Consider the following 18,117-nt stretch of genomic DNA (forward strand, 5'->3'; position numbering starts at 1 on the left):
GTGAGTGTCTTTTATTTCATAGGCGTCTATTTACTAGGAATCATTTTTGCGGGTGCATGGCTCGATAAAGCAAGGAAACAGAAGGCACATGTCCAGCAGATCAATGCTTATCGGCTGCTGCCGCCTTCTTTCGCGGCACCTATGTTTTATTTATTTTTGTTGATTGAATTGGTTTGTACGGTTCATTTGTTTATATGGAACATGTCTGTCCTGCCTGCAATTGGCCTTACAGCCCTGTTATGTATTTATACTGGAGCGGTTACGTTCAATTTAATGAGGGGGCATCGTGATATTTCGTGCGGTTGTGGAGGGTTACTGGAAAACGATCGCCTGCATTGGGGGATTGTGATTCGCAATCTGCTGATGCTTACTCTTGTGGCAGGGTTATTTTATGTACATCCTAGTGTTGAAATGATTTCATTGCGGTTGAAAATGATTTGTTTTCTCATTGCAGCGGCTGTCTGTTTGATCATAGCGGTCAGCCAAGAAATTGTGCTATTGAAGCGAAAGTGGATCGACTCATTCCAGATTGCAGATGGATCAATTATAGAAGGAGATAAAATGAAGTGACAGATATTTTATTAATCATTGTGTTATTAATTGTCATTGCCCAGCTGGCTGTCGTTTTTTTGCTTGCCCGTTTTATCGGGAGATTTATGAATAAAATAAAGTCCCTTGATGGAATTGAATTGAAGGAAGCGGATATTGGTGACCCGGCTCCGTTATTTCGCAGTTATTCGCATGTAGGTGAAAAGGTGATCTTGAAGGAGTATTTGCAAAATGGGCGAGCTGTGATGCTGTTATTTGTGAATTCTACTTGTATGACTTGTAAAAGTATTTTGTCTGATGTGCAGCCTCAAACTTCACATGATGATGCTCATGTGATTGTTATTAATGGAGATGAACAAGCCGATGATGCCTCGCTTCTTCAATTGCTGCCGGAGCAAGCTGTTTATATGCGCTCATCACAAATTATGGAGTTGTATGGAGTAACAGTTGTTCCGCAAGCGCTTCTGATTGATGAACATGGTATCATTCTGAAAAGAAAATCGCTTCAAAATGCGAAGCAATTTGAGCAGTTGGTGCATGCTTCATAAAAAAAGCGTCTCTTTCTTCAAGAGACGCTCCAGCGTGTAGACAAACCCTCGCATTCTTTGTCAGTCCTGCGTGCTGGTGCTCACGAATGTGACATTCGCTCCGCGCCAGTACTCGTCCTTCCTCGGGCTGCAAAGGTTTTCTATCACGCTGAAAAGAAAACAAAGGGCTAAAATCAAGTTCATTTTAGCCCTTTGTCAACAATCTAAAGCGTCTCTTTCTTCAAGAGACGCTCAGTTTATAATTCTTTTCCTAAAATATCTAAGTCGTACCGATTGCCGTCCATTTCTGCGATGCGTGGCAAATGTCCCCAAGTCTCAAATCCGTGCTTCTTAAATAATTTGATGCTGGCTTCGTTGTGGCCGAAAATAAAGGCAAGTAACGTTCGGATGCCTAATGAGGGTGCCAATTCGAGCGCCTCTTGTAAGAACAGTGACCCTAAACCTTTTCCTCGATAGTTTTGGTTCAAGTAAATACTCATTTCAACAGTACCGTTGTATGCAGGTCTCCCGTAAAACGTTTCAAAACTGAGCCAGCCGTAGATATTTCCTTCCTCATCTGTTTTCACATAGAGAGGACGTTTCTCTGAATGATTCAAAAACCACTGACGGCGGTCTTCTACTGTAACAGGTTCTGTATCGGCCGTTACTTCTCTTGAAGCAATCGTTGAATTGTAGATATCGACGATCTCTTTGAGGTCATCTTCTGTTGCCATGCGGTTGAAAGTTTTCACCATATGTACCCCCATCTTTTTTCATTCATCATACATATTATTGATGCGATTGCGCAAAATAAAAAGAAAAATGATTTCGTGTGTATATATTTTTTGAAAAGTGTTCAGAATGTTGCTGAGGTGATGAAAAATGAGAGAGGAAGAAAAGAAACGTACTTCCAAAATCACAAAAGTTCAGCAATTTTTCCGTAAGCGCTGGGTATTCCCTGCTATTTACTTGGTCAGCGCAGCGGTCGTGTTAACAGCCGTTCTTTGGTATCAAGCTGTATCGAAAGATGTGAAAGACCAACTATCTGATGGAAATCAAACAGGACAAGAACAGCGTGATGATGCCGTTGAAGTTGGAAAGCCAATTGAAAATGTCGCTATGCCGGTCCAGAATTCTGAGAATGTTTCTGTCGTGAAAAAGTTCTATGAAGCAGATGCTGATCAAAAAGAAAAAGAAGCAGCACTTGTAAACTATAATAACACCTATACCTTAAGCAAAGGTATTGATCTTGCAGATAAAGATGGCAAAGTGTTTGATGTCACAGCTGCTCTTAGTGGAACAGTCGTTCAGGCGAAAAAAGATCCAGTTCTCGGTCACGTTGTTGAAATTGAACATGAAGATGGATTGTCTACTGTGTATCAATCGTTGTCTCAAGTGAGTGTAAAAGAAGGCGATGAAGTAAAGCAGAATGATGTCATCGGTGCTTCTGGTAAGAATCTATATGGTGCTGAAAGCGGCAACCATGTTCACTTTGAAATTCGTATGGAAGGTTTAGCGCTTAATCCACTTAGCTTCATTGATAAGCCTGTTTCTTCCATTGAAAAAGCAGCGCAAGAAGTGACGGAAGAAGCAAAAGAACCTGCTCAGCCAAAGGCTGATGAAAAAACGAAGGAACCTGCTGCTGACGATAAGGCAAAAGAGCCGGCTGAAGAAAAATCTGAAGATAAGTCTGATGAGAAGGGGAAATCCTCTGATCAAGAAAAGTCTTCTGATTCCTCTAAAGACCGCAGTCAGTCAGAAGAAACAAAACAATCTTAATGTCATGTCAGATCCTCTGTGTAGATAAATGCACAGAGGTTTTTTTCTCTCTTTAAAAAACCTCCGCCATATGGCGGAGGGGATGCTATAAGGCGGCAGGTCCTTCTTCACCTGTCCGAATGTTGATTGTATTTTCTATCTCATATATAAAAATCTTCCCATCCCCTGGTTCGCCTGTACGCAGTACTTTCTGTGCTGTTTCCACGACCTGTTCAACAGGTACTTTGCTTAAGACGATTTCAATCTTTAAACGTTCGTACACATTGCTTTCCTTTTTGACGCCACGGTATAGTTCCGTATGTCCCTTTTGTAAACCGCAGCCGTGCACATTGGAAAAGGTAATCGAGGTGACACCAATCTTTCCAAGCTCCACCTTTAATGTTTCAAAATTAGCTGGACGTGTGACAATCTCCACTTTATACATTTTGCTCATAGAGACACCCCTTTTTCTTTAATCTTGATATGCTTTTTCGCCGTGCATCGTTAAATCAAGACCGACTGATTCTTCTTCTTCAGTTGCGCGAATCTTGAAGAAGATGTTGACGACTTTGATGATCACGTATGTGACAACTGCAACAAAGACGTATGTGGCCACGATGGCGACAACTTGTTTCCAAAGTAAGCTTGGATCGCCGTAAAATAAGCCGTTGGCTCCACCATCATTGACAGATGTAGTGGCGAAAAGGCCTGTAGCAATGCCTCCCCAAGTACCGCCGATTCCGTGGAGACCGAACGCATCCAGTGCATCGTCATAGCCGAACTTGGCTTTAAGTGAATAGACGCCCCAGAAACAAACGATTCCGCCGATGATTCCGATGATAATCGAAGCGAATGGTGTGACAAAGCCTGCGGCAGGCGTAATCGCTACTAGGCCTGCAATGGCTCCAGAGATTGCACCTAGCATCGTTGGTTTTTTGTTGATCATCCATTCGACTAACAGCCAGCCGATGATTCCTGCAGCAGCTGCTGTATTCGTGTTAATAAAGGCATACATGGCGACACTATCTAATGTGAGGGCACTTCCTACGTTAAACCCAAACCAGCCAAACCAAATCACAGCTCCACCAAGAAGTGTGTAGATCAAGTTATGCGGAGAAGAACTTGCCGCTTCTTTTCGCTTCCCGAGAACAATGGCTACGACTAGACCAGCCACACCGGATGATATGTGGACGACGTTTCCACCGGCGAAGTCAAGTGCTCCCATTTCTCCAATCCAGCCGCCACCCCATACCCAGTGTGCGACTGGAGCGTATACAAATGTGACCCAAAGGAGTGTAAACACGACCACCGCTGAGTAACGAATACGTTCAGCGAACGCGCCAGAGATAATGGCTGTTGTGAGGACGGCAAAGGTCATTTGGAACATCATGAACAATGAATGTGGAATCGTATCACTATATGAACCAGGCTCAAAGCCAACGCCTTTTAGTCCAACCCAGTCAAAGCCTCCAATCCATGCATTGCCTGGCGCAAAGGCCAGTGAATAGCCAAACACGATCCAGACGATAGAGACAATGGCTAGTGAGGTTAAGCTGTGCATTGTCGTACTTAACACGTTTTTACTTCTCACAAGTCCTCCGTAGAATAAGGCTAAACCCGGTGTCATTAACCACACGAGTAGTGCGCAGAAGAACATAAATACTGTATCACCCATTTGCATGCTGCATTCCCCCGAATCATTCAGAATTAATAGATTTCTTAATTCTTCATTATAGAGAGAAAAGTCATATATAACATATTCATGTAAGTTTATCTAACATGGTTTTTTGGTCATTATCAATATAAATGGATGAAAAGTTCGTAAAAAATGAGAATAAACGTGCATGAATCACGAAAAATAAAGGGCGTTTGACCTATAAAATCGAACTGAGAAACAATTTGGTTCGCTCCTCTTGAGGAGAATCAAATAATTCTGATGGGGTACCTTGTTCGACGATTCGTCCTTCATGCATATAAACAACTCGGTCAGCTACTTCTTTTGCGAATCCCATTTCATGAGTGACGATGACCATTGTCATGCCTTCTTTGGCAAGACTTTTCATGGTTAGCAGCACTTCGCCTACAAGCTCTGGGTCCAGCGCAGAAGTAGGCTCGTCAAATAACATGACATCGGGCTTCATGGCGAGAGCTCGTGCGATGGCAACGCGCTGTTTTTGACCGCCTGATAGCTTTGAAGGGTACACTTTTGCTTTATCCGCTAGTCCGACTTTCTCTAATAAGATATTGGCTTCAGTTATCGCTTGTGCTTTCTTTGTTTTTTTCACCATGACCGGTGCTTCGATGATGTTTTCAAGCACGGTTTTGTGCGGAAAGAGATTAAAATGCTGAAACACCATGCCTATTTTCTGCCTCATTTCGTTTAATTGATCTCGTTTTGGATGAACGGGACTGCCATCAATGATGATCTGACCGTCATTTTTTATTTCTAAAAAATTCATACAACGGAGCAAGGTGCTTTTCCCAGAGCCGCTTGCACCAATTAAGACGACGACATCATTTTCATATACAGTGAGATCGATATCTTTTAAGACATGCAGCTCTCCAAAGTATTTATTCAGTTTTTCAACACGAATGATTTCTTTTGATTCTGTCATGCTTCTCCTCCTAATGATCACTGACTGATAGTTTCTTCTCAACGGTTTGCACAGCGAATGTTAACAGCAGGACAAGAACTAAGTAATAGACAGCCACGACAAGTAAGTACGTCATGTTGTCAAAACTGTTGGAGCCTTGAGTAGTGGCTATGTTAAAGAGTTCATTGACGCTGATGAAGGCAGCAAGTGATGAATCTTTTAAGCCGATGATAAACTGATTGCCGAGAGGGGGAAGGGCGCGCCGCATCGCTTGCGGTAGAATGATACGTCTCATGGTTAGAAATCGCCCCATGCCAAGAGAACGTCCTGCTTCTTTTTGACCTTGATCGATTGATTGAATCGCCCCTCTGAATATTTCTGCTATATAGGCACCGTTATGGAAGGCAAGCGCAATAGAGGCTGCCCAAAAGTCGGGTATATTTAATTCTGTCAGCCCAAAATACAGGATAAAAATCTGCACAATGAGTGGTGTCCCGCGTACAAGGAAGATATAGGCATTTGCGATATAACCGAAAACGGCCACGCGGGATATTTTTAGTAAGGCAAAGAAAAGCCCGATGAACATGCCGATGAAAATACTGATGACAGTGAGTTGTAAGGTGAGCAGCATTCCTTCTAAGAAAACGCCTCTAGAATCAATCAGCGTTTGAAAAAAGTGTGATAAGGTAGGCAAAACAATCATCTCCATTTGAAGAAAGTGCGCCTAGAGAAAGGCGCACAATCGTGGTTTTAATCCTGTTTGACGGTAATATCTTCGTCAAAATACTTTTCGCTAATTTGTCTTAATGTTCCGTCTTTTTTGAGTGCATCAATCGCATCATTGATCTCTTTCATGAGTTCTTTATTGTCTTTAGAGACAGCGATTGCTTGCTCACTTTGCCCGAGTCTTTCTTGTGCTTCAATTTTAAGTTTTTTCTTCATGGCTTCTGCACCTGTGGCAAAATCAGTGACGACCGCATCGTGTTTGCCGTTGGCTAGTGCTTCTAAAGCGACAACATCACTGTCGTAATATTTTGGTTCCTGCCCGCTATGTTCTTTGGCAATATCCGCATAGGACGAACCTTTAGAGACAGCGATTTCTTTGTTTTTTAAGTCATTTGCACTGTGAATGTCTGCGCCGGGTCTTGTGAAGATTTGCGGCCCGGAGTAGTAATACGGTTGAGAAAAAAGGACGTGTTTTTTTCGTTCCTCGTTGATGGTATGACTTGCAACGGCCGCATCAAATTTGCCTGCTTTGACGCCTTCGACGATGCCTGCGAATTTATATTTTTTCTGTACAGGCTCTAGGCCCATCTTGTCACTAATCGCATTGCCGACATCAATATCAAAGCCGGACATCTGGTTTCCATCCATGTAACTGAATGGGTGGAATTCACCTGATGCTGCAAAAATAAATTTCCCATCTTCCAAAATCGGCGACCCTTTCGCTGTAGAATTACGTTTATCTCCGTTCCCATTTGTTTCATTTGAACCGCACGAAGACAGAAGTAATACTGCAACCGAGAAAAGGGCTGGGACCCAAAACCGTCTTTTTTTAATAATAAGCTATCTCCTCCTTTTCAGCCGTTCTCCGTATAAGGAGAAAGTAGGCTTTTAAATATGTGTAGCATCTTACCATTTGTTCCTCATATTCTCAATTTTATATGCGCTTTTCCAACACTTGCCCTTTTTAGAATGTATGTCTTGCTTTTCGGAGAGAGAACTTGAATTGCTAAGGGTAAAAAAGGGAAATGAATCTCATAATAACGAGGAGATAGACAAAGAACGTGTATGTCAAAAGAAGGGGGCGGGTGTATGAACAAATGGAAAAACAACCGAAAAGTCTTTTTAACGGCGATTGCTTTTGGAACGATGTTAAATCCACTGAATTCCTCAATGATTTCTTTAGCCTTGCATCAAATTCAGCATGAGTTCGGTTTGTCGTTTACGACGGTATCTTGGCTCATTTCAACCTTTTATTTGGCCAGCGCGGTCACGCAGCCGGTGAGTGGACGAATTGGAGATCATGTGATGAGCCGGAGAACTTTATTTTTATTTGGACTAGTTCTAGTGGCAGTCTCAGCCATTTGTGCGCCGTTTGCCCCGACTTTTGCGGTGCTGATTGTAATCCGGCTTCTTCAGGCGATTGGAAGTAGTGCGATCTATCCTTCAGGTGTTGGACTGATTCGGGATCATGTGAAGGAACGACAAGCTTCTGCTTTAGCGGTATTGTCTATTTTTGCTTCAGCGATGACAGCACTTGGTCCGACACTTGGCGGGTTTTTGATGACGATCGGCAGCTGGCCGGCGATCTTTTTAGTGAATCTGCCATTCATATTGATTAGTTTTTTTCTAGGCCTTTCCTTGTTTCCTAAGGAGAAGAAGAAAAAATTGCGTATCGGAGACACTGTCCGAAAGCTTGATTTGCCAGGGATGTTTCTATTTACAGTTTGTATTGTCCTTTTGCTTTCTTTTTTATTATCACTATCTGATGGTATTCAGTATGTGCAGGGCATTCTCTGTCTTGTGAGTGCGGGTGCTTTTATATGGTGGGAGCATCAGGTGGATGAACCATTTATCCAAATTCGGATGTTCAGGCAGGAGAAACGGCTTTCACTTGTGTATGTGCAATTTATCATTTTGAATATTTTCTTCTATTGTCTCTTTTTTGGCTTGCCAAGTTATTTTCAGGATGAATTGGGCTGGCGTGTGGAGATGACGGGTCTCTTTATGCTTTGCATGTCTGGCGTGAGCATTATGGTATCGCCGCTGACTGGCAAGTGGGTAGATCGCGGCGATGAACGGCATCCTGTTTTGGCAAGTGCTGTGCTGATGCTGGCCGGCGCTTCCGCCATGACTTTCTTTTTTATTCCTGCGCCATTCTGGGGGAAAGGACTGGTTCTTGCTTTGCTTGGACTCAGTTACGGGATTGGAAATGTTGCGCTTCAAGCTGCGATGTTAAAAGCGAGTCCTCAACAAATGATTGGCACGACCTCTGGGCTTTTTCAAACATGCAGGTACCTTGGCTCCATTCTGTCATCTGCCGTGCTTGGCATGCTGTTTGGTGAGGAAATTGCAGGTTCTCATTTTGAACAATTAGGCTGGACATTGATCATGTTTTCTCTTGTCGGCATTAGCGTCAGCCTTTATTTTTCGAGTATGGTCAGAGGGAAACAAACAATGAAAAAAGCGGCTGGGATAAAGTAGAAGAGAGGTCTTCCATACTTTATCGCAAGCCGCTTAAGAGTTGGACAGGTCTGATCCTTGGTCCTTTTGCTTCCTTCTGAAAATTTTGCCCACAATGTTCTCGTAAAATGTCACGATGCGGTCAATTGGAGAGTCAAAGAACTTCCATAATTTATTCATGATAAAGACAACCACAATCGATACGATCAAGCTGCCTAATACATCAAATGGATAATGATGACCGACCCAGATGCGGGAGAACCCTGTCAGTAATCCAAAAACAAGCAACATATTGCCGAGTTTTTTATTACGGGATCGAATGGCTAGTGAAAGAGCCAGTGCACCTGTTGTGTGGTCACTTGGGAAGGAAGCGTCTGCTGAGTGCGGGATGAGTGTGTCGACTTTGTGCGCCACAAACGGCCGCTCTTCATAATAAAACAGCGTAATGGCAAAATTGACGATGAGTGCCACGATGCCTGTTACACCAGAAAAGAAGACATGCTTCTTAAATTTGTGATTACCTAAAAACCAGCAAATCAATAAGACGAGGGCATATACGAGAATGGCCTTTTTCGTAATGAAAATCATGGCCTGATCTAAAAACTCAGAATGATGAGCCATCCCGTGTATGACTTTAAATAATTCGTAATTCAAAACATCACCTATACTTTCGCTTAACGCCAACTATTTTTCAAAAGACCTATCTGTTCATTTGAAATATCCTATATTTTAGCATGTTTTCAGTGAAGTTTAAAACAGTATCCTATTCTGATAGGGAAACCTTTTGTGCTTTTGCTTCTTGCGGTTTTCGTTCGCTCCAATAAAAAACGCCCATGCTGAGTAACACGACAACGCCGGCAATGAGATATACATTTGAAAAATCTGTGAAGCTGACAAGCAGTCCGAAGACAAATGATCCAGCGGCAATCCCCGTATCATACAGGGTAAAGAAAGTTGCTGTGGCGTAGCCTGTACGGTGTGCTGGTGAGTGCTGTATCGCAAGTGTTTGTAGACATGGCACCAAAGAGCCGTAGCCAAGGCCGATGACAGCGCCGGATAAAAGAAGCATGGTGGCTGTTTGGGTAGCGGTCAGCATCCATAAACCAATCGCAAAGAGAGCAATCGATGGATAGATCACAATATGAGGCCCGACTCGGTCAAACAGTCTGCCTGTAAATGGACGTGATCCAAGCATTGCAGCTGCAAAAACAATGAAGAAATAACTGCTTGCACCCATTAGGTTCAGGGAATTGGCATAGACTGAAATAAATGAAATGATCGGCGAGTAACAGAAGGAGATAATGATTCCAACTGCTGCCGTTTTTAAAGCACCTTTTTCAAACAGGTGAGAAAAAGTGAATCGAAAGATGACACTTCCGCCGTTTTCAGGCTCTGGCTGTCTAATCAGCATCGTGAAAGCTGCACCGATGGAGACGATGATGGAAAAGAGCAGAAATAAAGAATGGAATCCTACTTTTCCGACTTGATTCAGTGCGATAAACGGACCGATGACCACGGCGAGGTTCATCGACATCACAAAGTATCCAAGACCCTCTCCTCGTTTATGTTTCGGAATCATATCAGCTGCAATAGCACTTGCTACGGTTGTCAAAATGCTGAAGAAGATTCCTTGCACGAAACGCAACATGAGAAGTGTTTGGAATTGATCAATTGGAATGTATAAATAAGTGAGCAGGGCAAAAGCCGTTGAAGAAAAAATCGCCATGCGTTTCTTGCCGAATTTCTCAATAATGGCCCCTGAAAATGGTCTTGTCACAATTGCTGATAATAAGAAGACCGTCACAAGGAGGCCGCCCTGTGATTCTGTTCCATTTAATTCATCCATTGTGTATATGGGGAGTAGTGTCAAAAGGGCATAAAAAGAGGTGAATGTAAATAAATTCACCAGGACAATCATGATAAAGTCTTTTGTCCAAATGCGTTCGTTCATGGTGTAAGTCACTTCCTATTCAGTTGATAATTTGTGTAAAAGTGTATGGAGGAGTTGTTTTTCTTCGTAGGTAAAATCTGAAAGACATTCTTCTTCAAATTGTTCCATCGTCTGTTTGATTTTTTTAAACTTTGCTTTTGCATCGTCTGTCATGACGATGAGATTCTCACGTTTGTCTTTTCCTTGGACTCGTTTCACCCAGCCGTTTGCTTCTAGACGCGTCACGGTTCTGGTAATCGTCGGTGCTTCGACGTTCAAATAGGTCCAAATGTCTTTTTGCGTTTTAGGACCGAATGTATCCAAACAAAAAAGTACAGTCCACTGGGACATGTACAAGTCATAAGCAGCAAGCGCTTCGTTCGCTTTTTTAGACAGCAGCCGCGCGCTTTGATGTATTTGATGTAAACACTCTCTGTTTAACGTATCCATAGGCTCACCTTTATTCATTATTTATCTAGGTAAATAAAATCACCTTTCCTATTTTACGTGTTACACCGATGCTTGTAAAGTGAAAATTTTCGGCACTCGAAATGATTTTTTGTTTTGTCTTTTCTGATAAATCCCTTGTCCCATCTTCATTTTTAGCATATTCCCTATGCAATGCTAATACACTGTTACAAACCTGACAAAGAGAGTGTTTGAGGTGAGGGATCGTGTTTGGCATTTGCTACCTAATGGATGAGAAATTAAGACGAACAAGCGCCGCTGAAAATGGATAATATTGATACGGATCTCATTTCACACTTCTCACATCCATTTTAGGGAGGTCGAGTGGTGTGCACGATTACATCAAAGAGCGAACAATCAAGATAGGAAAGTATATCGTGGAGACAAAGAAAACCGTTCGTGTAATTGCGAAAGAATTTGGAGTCTCTAAAAGTACTGTACACAAGGATCTAACAGAAAGACTGCCAGAAATTAATCCAGATCTGGCTAACGAAGTGAAGGAGATACTGGATTATCATAAATCAATCCGTCACCTGCGAGGGGGAGAAGCCACAAAGTTAAAGTATAAAAAAGAAGAAATTTTAGAAGGTGAGCCTGTAAAACAGTAAGCTTTAGTTCTTTGTTCATAAACATGATATATATATCTTCCTCTTATCGGTAGTTTCTAACCACAAATTTTGTAAAGACTTTTGTAAAGAAATATCTTTTTTTCTTCAAATTATGATAGAATATATAATTAGGGCAGAATGTGGTATTTGCTATGGAAACAGATTTTCAAGGAGGATATATATAGATGTTTGCTAGGGATATTGGAATTGATCTTGGTACTGCAAATGTACTGATTCATGTCAAAGGAAAAGGAATTGTGTTAAATGAACCATCTGTTGTCGCTCTTGATAAAAACAGCGGGAAAGTATTAGCTGTTGGAGAAGAAGCGAGACGTATGGTTGGACGTACGCCTGGGAATATTGTTGCGATTCGTCCATTAAAAGATGGCGTAATTGCTGATTTTGAAGTAACTGAAGCGATGCTCAAGCATTTTATTAACAAATTGAATGTGAAAGGGCTGTTCTCTAAGCCGCGTATGCTCATCTGCTGCCCGACAAACATTACATCTGTTGAGCAGAAGGCAATCAAAGAAGCTGCTGAAAAAAGCGGCGGGAAGCATGTATTTCTTGAAGAAGAGCCAAAAGTAGCAGCAATTGGTGCTGGTATGGATATTTTTCAGCCAAGTGGAAACATGGTCGTAGATATTGGAGGCGGAACGACAGATATCGCTGTCATCTCGATGGGTGACATTGTAACCGCCTCTTCTATTAAAATGGCTGGAGACAAATTTGATCTGGAAATTCTCAACTACATCAAAAAAGAGTACAAGCTGTTGATCGGTGAGCGAACTGCAGAGGACATTAAGATCCAAGTTGCAACGGTATTCCCAGACGCACGTCACGAAGAGATCTCGATTCGTGGACGAGACATGGTGACAGGATTACCAAGAACGATTACCGTCACAAGCAAAGAAGTAGAAGAAGCATTACGTGAATCTGTATCTGCCATTGTTCAGGCTGCGAAACAAGTTCTTGAAAGAACACCACCTGAATTATCAGCTGATATCATTGACCGCGGCGTCATCATTACTGGTGGCGGAGCGCTTCTAAACGGGCTTGATCAATTGCTTGCAGAAGAGCTGAAAGTACCAGTTTTCGTTGCAGAAAACCCAATGGATTGTGTAGCAGTTGGTACTGGCGTGATGCTTGATAATATGGACAAGCTGCCAAAGCGTAAACTCAGCTAATGATTTCCCTCATTCTTTTTAGAAAGAATGGGGGATTTTTATTAAAGAAGCCTGCCAATATGCCGATATATTTCATAGAAGATTGTGTACTGATGATTTTAGGTCATGTGAAAGAATTTGAATGAGGTGAGCACGTGTTAAAAGGACTATACACCGCAACATCTGCCATGATCGCTCAAGAGCGGCGGACAGAAATGCTTTCAAATAATATCGCAAATGCGAATACTCCAGGCTATAAAGCAGATGAAGGGGCCATGCGCGCATTTCCAGAAATGCTGCTAAGCCGAATGGAATCAGGACGTTTCCAAACATCTTCAGGCAAAGGCTTTAGTATCCCGCAGCAAACGGCGATTGGCGGAATTAATACGGGAACATACATGCAGGAGTTAATTCCTCAATTTACACAAGGAACATTAAAAACAACGGATCAAACAACGGATATCGCATTAGTAGAAAATAATGTACCCATCAACCCAGAGACAAATCAAAAGTCAGCGCTTTTTTATGCTGTGAATACACCAGAAGGCGTTCGTTATACGAAAAGCAGTTCCATTACATTGAATGATCAAAATCAGTTGACGATCAATGGACGTGCCCTTCTTTCCGTGACGGGCCAGCCGATTACCGTTCAAAGTGAGAATTTCAAAGTGAACGCAGATGGAACCGTGAGTGAAAACGGACAAAACCTTGGACAAATTGATGTACGTGTTGCAATGGATACAAGAAACCTTGCGCGTGAAGGAAATGATTTATACCGTACAGCTGATAATCAGCCTCTTCCAAGTGCGGTCAATAACGGTCAAATGTCCTATACATTAAGCCAAGGTGTATCAGAGCTGTCGAACGTTGATGTGACGAAATCATATACAGAAATGACAACAGCCTATCGCGCATTTGAAACAAACCAAAAAGTGGTTCAGGCATATGATAAGAGTTTAGAAAAAGCAGTGAACGAAATCGGAAGAGTGTATTAATGAAGAAATGAAGAGAGAGGAGGATTCTCATGCTTAGAACGATGATCAATGCAGCTGTGTCGATGAACGAGGTGCAAAAGCAGCTTGATATCATTAGTAATAACATCGCAAACAGTGAAACAACAGGGTATCGCGCGAAAAACACCCGTTTTTCAGAGCTGGTCAGACAACAGTTTAATCAGGTAGATGAAAAAAATGAGCAGGTGGCAAACAGTCGTCTGACACCTGCTGGTTTAAGGCTTGGAACTGGAACGATGGTCAATGCATCCATTAACTCATTGCAAGGGTCTATTAAAGAAACAGGCCGTGACCTTGATGTTGCATTTGGTGCGCCATCTCAGTATTTGCAGGTTAATGCTGGCGGTAACATCCGGTATACAAGAGATGGCTCTCTTTATTTACAGCCAGGAAATAATCGGAATCAAGTCCAGCTGGTGACAAGCGAAGGCCATCCGATTCTTGACGAAAACGGGAATGAGATTGTCTTAAATGCGAATTTCCGTGATATTTCTATCGATAAAAATGGCCGGCTTACAGCTATTTCTCGAGGCAATCAACCGAATCAGCAGGTGAATCTTGGGGTTGTTCAAGTGAATAATTCTTCAGCACTCATCTCTGAAGGAGAAAATTTGTTCTCAGTCGACGGCAACTATCAAGGCGCTTTAATGGCACTGAATGGGGCAAACCGTCAGGCCATTCAACTTCAGCAAGGTGCACTTGAAACGTCGAATGTGGACATGTCTAAAGAATTAACAGACCTCATGACAACACAGCGTTCGTATCAGATGAACTCAAGAACCATTACGATGGGCGATCAGATGCTAGGACTCATTAATACCATTCGATAATGAGCAGGCGGATGTCAGCCTCTCATGATAAAAAAGGCGGCTCGCTCAAAGTCGCCCTTTTTTTTATAAAAATCTGAGACATCTGCAAGCAGATCTTCAAGATCAATCCAGGCTTCTTTTCGTTCAAGACATGTGACGAGTGTAGCAATCTGTTCATCTGCCTTGGGCGTTTGGCTGTAGAGAAGGAATAAAATTTGGAACTTGATTCTTAATAAATCAAATTGGGCATCAACGGCTTCTTTTAGCCCTTTTTGAATATACTTCATTCCTTCATCAGTTAAATTCTCTTTAAAGCAGGAACGCACAGTTTCATAGAGACACGATACATAGGAGTGGGCAGATTTCCGGTATGCTGGGAGCCGAAGCGCTTTTTTAAAGTATTCTAGTGCTTCCTTATGACGATTCTGTCTCGACTTGATAAAACCAGCGTCATAATACACGATACCAAGCAGTTCTTGGTCATCAATCATTTTCACGTATTCGATAATTTCAATCAAAATAGCTTCTGCTTCTTCATATTTTTTTTGATCACTAAAGTTAAGGGCGAGCACAATTTTGCACCGATAAATGCTGTGGATATCCCCGTGCTTTGCAAAGATATCCATGGCTTTTTCAACATGTCGAATGGATAACAGTGAATAGCGGTTGTTATAATAAACACCACTTGTACGGAAATGAAACTCCGCTTCCTCAAGTTCATCGTCTAGCAGGGGCAGTTTTTCTTCTGCTTTTTCAAGATAATGAATGGCATCATTTTGATCGCTCTTTAAAGATTCGTATAAACCGAGAAAAAAGTAAAAATAATATTGCAGTTGATCATTCATTTGATCTTTGTGGAGCATGAGTTCATGCTTCAGTTTTTCTAAGTCTTCTGTTTGGTTCATCCAGAGCTGGTGCCGAAAAAGCATAAGCTGATAATGTAAATGAAGCTCCTGTTTCTTTGACAATCTACGTTTATATTTGGTTAAGGACGTTTTGATCTCTTCAGCCTTCGAAAAATGTCGATGTTTTAGCATTGTATACCACGAATGGAGAAGTTTTTTAATGGATTTATCGCTTATAAAATTCATTTTTACCCTCTTATTCAATCAATGATGTAATATATATTACCATATTTGTGAAAAAACGATGAGTGTAGAGTGGATTATATTTCATGACAATAGGTAATGATAGATTCTATTTTTTACCATAAATGTTGGCTGAACATTGAAAAATGACTGCATTCATAATATACTTCAATAGGAATCAAATGAAGATTAGCGATATAGAAAAGAAGGAGAGATCAAGACATGCTTGATGCTCAGCAAATTCAAGACATTATTCCACACCGTTATCCATTTTTATTGGTTGACCGTATTTTAGAAGTTGATGGTGAGAAAAGAGCGGTTGGAATCAAAAATGTCACAGTAAATGAAGAATTTTTTAATGGCCATTTCCCAGGATACCCCGTCATGCCGGGTGTGCTTATTGTAGAAGCGCTTGCTCAAGTTTTTGGGGTCATCATGTTAGGTAAAGAAGAGAACAAAGGGAAAATTGGTTTGTTTGCAGGGATTGACAGCTGCCGATTCAAAAGACAGGTCAAGCCAGGCGATCAGCTACGTTTAGAGGTTGAAGTCACACGTCTTCGCGGTCCAGTTGCCAAAGGAAAAGCAGTTGCAACAGTAGATGGCGAAGTGGCATGTGAAGCAGAACTGACATTTTCTATCGGTCCGAAAGTATCGTAATGTGTCTGACGGTTCATCTTGTATGAACCGTTTTTTATATGGAAACATTCAGCCAGAGCGGATAAGGACTTGCTTTTTTGACAAAAAAACGTCATATTAGACAAAAAAAGATGAAGGTGATAAAGAATGCTGAAAGAATTTAGAGAGTTTGCCGTCAAGGGGAATGTGATTGACCTTGCTGTCGGTGTCATCATCGGGGGAGCATTTGGCAAAATTGTCACTTCTCTTGTGAATGATTTAATTATGCCGCTTGTTGGTATTATTGTTGGGGGGCATGATTTTAGTGGATTGTCTATTAAAATCGGTTCTGCTCAAATTTTGTATGGAAGTTTCATTCAAACAGTGGTCGACTTCTTGATTATCTCCTTTTCCATTTTTATCTTTATTCGTTATTTAAATAAATTAAAACGGAAAAAGGTAGAGGAAGAGGAAGTGGTTGAAACGCCAGATCAAACGGAAGTGTTGTTAACCGAAATTAGAGATTTATTGAAAAATCAAAGCCAATCGAAAGATGTGCAATAGAAAAAGAGCGGCTCATCCCGCTCTCAGCGTGTAGACAAACCCTCGCATTCTTTGTCAGGGCTGTGCTCCGGTGCTCACGAATATTAAATTCGCTCTGCTCCGGTGCTCGCCCTTCCTAGACTTCAAAGGTTTTCTATCACACTGAAAAGGAAGACAAAGGGCTAAAATAAAGTTCATTTTAGCCCTTTGTCAATCATCTAAGAGCGGCTCATCCCGCTCTTTTTTTATGTGTTCTGTTTAAAAGCATCCAGCAGTTTTTCTCCTGACAGCCCCTCTTTGACGAGGTCTTTTAATACTTCTTCGGTTTCTGTTCTGTAACGATTTGTGATCATTTTACCGTCGAGTAATACAGATATGTTTTCTTCTAAGGCAACGATGTTTTTGACTTGGACCGATAGATGAACAGGGCGGTTGTTTTCTTTTGTAATCGTCACGAGAATCTTTACTTCTGTATGCTGCTGGAAGAGCACCTCAAACACTTGTCTATGCTTCTTTGGAATCAGTGCCTCGATCATCCAGTGATTTTCGCCATCTTCTTTATTAATGATTAAGCCGTCACGAAGGGGAATGCTGGACATTTTATCTTGCTTTGGATCAAGTTCGATTTTTAAATCAATCAGCCTAAAGGTTTTCATATTTATCACCTCACAAGCGTTCATTATTCGTAAGTATCATTATAGCATACAACATCTGTATAAATGAAACCGCTGCCTACTCAGAACTAGCTGCATATAAGTGAAAGGAGATGTTTTATGGAGTCCTATCAACTTCGAAACATACAGATTGGTGAGGAAAAGGAAAGCAATGTGAGGGTCTATACATGGGGAGATATTCTCTCATTTTGTGATGTGTATATGGAAGAAGGGGAGTCCCTCACTTTTCAATACGTGACAGACGATCAAATGGACTGTTTTGAATTTCAATTGTCAATTCATGATGGAAGGCTTTGTTTTTATTGGTTCGCGTGGGACGGGTCTGACTATATTCACATGCCTTCTAGTAATTGGATTCATTCAGATGTTTTTTATCAATTTATGAAAAATAAGTATTTCGTCAAACAAAATAAGATGATGTTTTATACGCAAGCGGTAAAAAGTAAAAATGATTGAGGAAATAAAGAATTTGAAGAACGATTTTGTCATTTTCGTTTTTTGTCTCTTGTGCTATTTCTCAGTAGACTAGGGTTAGCTGAAAGGAAAGGAGGCAAAAGGCAAAGGTCTATCATCTCGCGGCCCCCCTCTA

21 protein-coding genes and 1 pseudogene are annotated in these 18,117 nt (G+C 41.6%); 11 read left to right on the plus strand and 11 right to left on the minus strand.

Annotated features, from left to right (window positions below; genetic code table 11):
* Together ACTJKA_RS01185 and ACTJKA_RS01190 are read left to right on the plus strand one after the other, a co-directional pair.
* Entirely contained in the window at window positions 1-570 is a 570-nt protein-coding gene (locus ACTJKA_RS01185; RefSeq protein WP_039962976.1) for a MauE/DoxX family redox-associated membrane protein, read from the plus strand.
* The gene (locus ACTJKA_RS01190; RefSeq protein WP_007497592.1) at window positions 567-1,097 is read left to right on the plus strand and encodes a TlpA family protein disulfide reductase; all 531 of its coding nucleotides are present in this window, start codon (window positions 567-569) and stop codon (window positions 1,095-1,097) included. The genes ACTJKA_RS01185 and ACTJKA_RS01190 overlap by 4 nt, the downstream gene beginning before the upstream one ends.
* Window positions 1,098-1,333: 236 nt before the next feature.
* Here the strand turns inward: ACTJKA_RS01190 and ACTJKA_RS01195 are convergent, their stop codons facing one another.
* Window positions 1,334-1,831, minus strand: a complete 498-nt coding sequence (locus ACTJKA_RS01195; RefSeq protein WP_008343345.1) for a GNAT family N-acetyltransferase — start codon at window positions 1,829-1,831, stop codon at window positions 1,334-1,336.
* 127 nt (window positions 1,832-1,958) lie between these two features.
* On the opposite strand from ACTJKA_RS01195, the gene ACTJKA_RS01200 reads away from it, so the two are divergent.
* On the plus strand, window positions 1,959-2,855 hold the full coding sequence (locus tag ACTJKA_RS01200) for a peptidoglycan DD-metalloendopeptidase family protein (protein WP_007497590.1): 897 nt from the start codon (window positions 1,959-1,961) through the stop codon (window positions 2,853-2,855).
* 85 nt (window positions 2,856-2,940) lie between these two features.
* On the opposite strand, the gene ACTJKA_RS01205 is transcribed toward ACTJKA_RS01200, so the two are convergent.
* From ACTJKA_RS01205 to ACTJKA_RS01225, 5 genes and pseudogenes are all read right to left on the minus strand, one after another.
* Complete coding sequence (locus tag ACTJKA_RS01205; protein ID WP_007497589.1) at window positions 2,941-3,288, minus strand: P-II family nitrogen regulator; 348 nt, start codon at window positions 3,286-3,288, stop codon at window positions 2,941-2,943.
* Window positions 3,289-3,306: 18 nt separating this feature from the next.
* Window positions 3,307-4,515, minus strand: coding sequence for an ammonium transporter (locus ACTJKA_RS01210; RefSeq protein WP_008343343.1), 1,209 nt, complete (start codon window positions 4,513-4,515; stop codon window positions 3,307-3,309).
* A 193-nt stretch (window positions 4,516-4,708) separates the two neighbouring features.
* Window positions 4,709-5,449 carry an amino acid ABC transporter ATP-binding protein gene (locus ACTJKA_RS01215; protein ID WP_216099184.1) on the minus strand — a complete coding sequence of 247 codons (741 nt, stop codon included), beginning with the start codon at window positions 5,447-5,449 and terminating at the stop codon, window positions 4,709-4,711.
* A gap of 10 nt (window positions 5,450-5,459) precedes the next feature.
* A complete protein-coding gene (locus ACTJKA_RS01220) occupies window positions 5,460-6,137 on the minus strand; it encodes an amino acid ABC transporter permease (RefSeq protein WP_007497584.1) in 678 nt (225 codons plus the stop codon).
* A 41-nt stretch (window positions 6,138-6,178) separates the two neighbouring features.
* Window positions 6,179-7,067: pseudogene (locus ACTJKA_RS01225) on the minus strand (transporter substrate-binding domain-containing protein).
* Between the two features lie 176 nt (window positions 7,068-7,243).
* On the opposite strand from ACTJKA_RS01225, the gene ACTJKA_RS01230 reads away from it, so the two are divergent.
* Window positions 7,244-8,635 carry an MFS transporter gene (locus tag ACTJKA_RS01230; RefSeq protein WP_216099183.1) on the plus strand — a complete coding sequence of 464 codons (1,392 nt, stop codon included), beginning with the start codon at window positions 7,244-7,246 and terminating at the stop codon, window positions 8,633-8,635.
* Window positions 8,636-8,668: 33 nt separating this feature from the next.
* On the opposite strand, the gene ACTJKA_RS01235 is transcribed toward ACTJKA_RS01230, so the two are convergent.
* The 3 genes from ACTJKA_RS01235 to ACTJKA_RS01245 all read right to left on the minus strand — a co-directional run bounded on the left by ACTJKA_RS01235 (window position 8,669) and on the right by ACTJKA_RS01245 (window position 10,994).
* Window positions 8,669-9,268: an undecaprenyl-diphosphatase gene (locus ACTJKA_RS01235; RefSeq protein WP_046526711.1), complete on the minus strand. Its 600-nt coding sequence runs from the start codon at window positions 9,266-9,268 to the stop codon at window positions 8,669-8,671.
* A gap of 109 nt (window positions 9,269-9,377) precedes the next feature.
* Window positions 9,378-10,565 (minus strand): MFS transporter, encoded by a 1,188-nt coding sequence (locus tag ACTJKA_RS01240; RefSeq protein ID WP_007497577.1) that lies wholly within the window; start codon window positions 10,563-10,565, stop codon window positions 9,378-9,380.
* 15 nt (window positions 10,566-10,580) lie between these two features.
* Window positions 10,581-10,994 (minus strand): MarR family winged helix-turn-helix transcriptional regulator, encoded by a 414-nt coding sequence (locus ACTJKA_RS01245; protein ID WP_026050165.1) that lies wholly within the window; start codon window positions 10,992-10,994, stop codon window positions 10,581-10,583.
* Between the two features lie 347 nt (window positions 10,995-11,341).
* Here ACTJKA_RS01245 and spoIIID point away from each other — a divergent pair, with 347 nt between their 5' ends.
* The 4 genes from spoIIID to ACTJKA_RS01265 all read left to right on the plus strand — a co-directional run bounded on the left by spoIIID (window position 11,342) and on the right by ACTJKA_RS01265 (window position 14,629).
* Entirely contained in the window at window positions 11,342-11,620 is a 279-nt protein-coding gene (spoIIID, locus tag ACTJKA_RS01250; protein WP_008343327.1) for a sporulation transcriptional regulator SpoIIID, read from the plus strand.
* A gap of 185 nt (window positions 11,621-11,805) precedes the next feature.
* A complete protein-coding gene (gene mbl, locus ACTJKA_RS01255; protein ID WP_007497573.1) occupies window positions 11,806-12,807 on the plus strand; it encodes a cell shape-determining protein Mbl in 1,002 nt (333 codons plus the stop codon).
* 134 nt (window positions 12,808-12,941) lie between these two features.
* A complete protein-coding gene (locus ACTJKA_RS01260; protein WP_017360018.1) occupies window positions 12,942-13,781 on the plus strand; it encodes a flagellar hook-basal body protein in 840 nt (279 codons plus the stop codon).
* A 29-nt stretch (window positions 13,782-13,810) separates the two neighbouring features.
* Window positions 13,811-14,629 (plus strand): flagellar hook-basal body protein, encoded by an 819-nt coding sequence (locus ACTJKA_RS01265; RefSeq protein ID WP_025208118.1) that lies wholly within the window; start codon window positions 13,811-13,813, stop codon window positions 14,627-14,629.
* A 14-nt stretch (window positions 14,630-14,643) separates the two neighbouring features.
* On the opposite strand, the gene ACTJKA_RS01270 is transcribed toward ACTJKA_RS01265, so the two are convergent.
* Complete coding sequence (locus tag ACTJKA_RS01270) at window positions 14,644-15,699, minus strand: tetratricopeptide repeat protein (RefSeq protein WP_045033942.1); 1,056 nt, start codon at window positions 15,697-15,699, stop codon at window positions 14,644-14,646.
* A 219-nt stretch (window positions 15,700-15,918) separates the two neighbouring features.
* Between ACTJKA_RS01270 and fabZ the strand changes: the two genes are divergently transcribed.
* Entirely contained in the window at window positions 15,919-16,353 is a 435-nt protein-coding gene (fabZ, locus tag ACTJKA_RS01275; RefSeq protein ID WP_007497564.1) for a 3-hydroxyacyl-ACP dehydratase FabZ, read from the plus strand.
* A 126-nt stretch (window positions 16,354-16,479) separates the two neighbouring features.
* Window positions 16,480-16,875, plus strand: a complete 396-nt coding sequence (gene mscL, locus ACTJKA_RS01280; protein ID WP_007497563.1) for a large conductance mechanosensitive channel protein MscL — start codon at window positions 16,480-16,482, stop codon at window positions 16,873-16,875.
* 224 nt (window positions 16,876-17,099) lie between these two features.
* Here mscL and ACTJKA_RS01285 read toward each other — a convergent pair whose 3' ends face one another.
* Window positions 17,100-17,510, minus strand: coding sequence for a YwpF-like family protein (locus ACTJKA_RS01285; RefSeq protein ID WP_003215215.1), 411 nt, complete (start codon window positions 17,508-17,510; stop codon window positions 17,100-17,102).
* A gap of 117 nt (window positions 17,511-17,627) precedes the next feature.
* Here ACTJKA_RS01285 and ACTJKA_RS01290 point away from each other — a divergent pair, with 117 nt between their 5' ends.
* A complete protein-coding gene (locus tag ACTJKA_RS01290; protein ID WP_025208116.1) occupies window positions 17,628-17,984 on the plus strand; it encodes a hypothetical protein in 357 nt (118 codons plus the stop codon).
* Window positions 17,985-18,117 lie beyond the last annotated feature (133 nt).

The organism is Bacillus sp. 22190 (assembly GCF_052045575.1).
Classification (GTDB): Bacteria; Bacillota; Bacilli; order Bacillales; family Bacillaceae; genus Bacillus; species Bacillus altitudinis.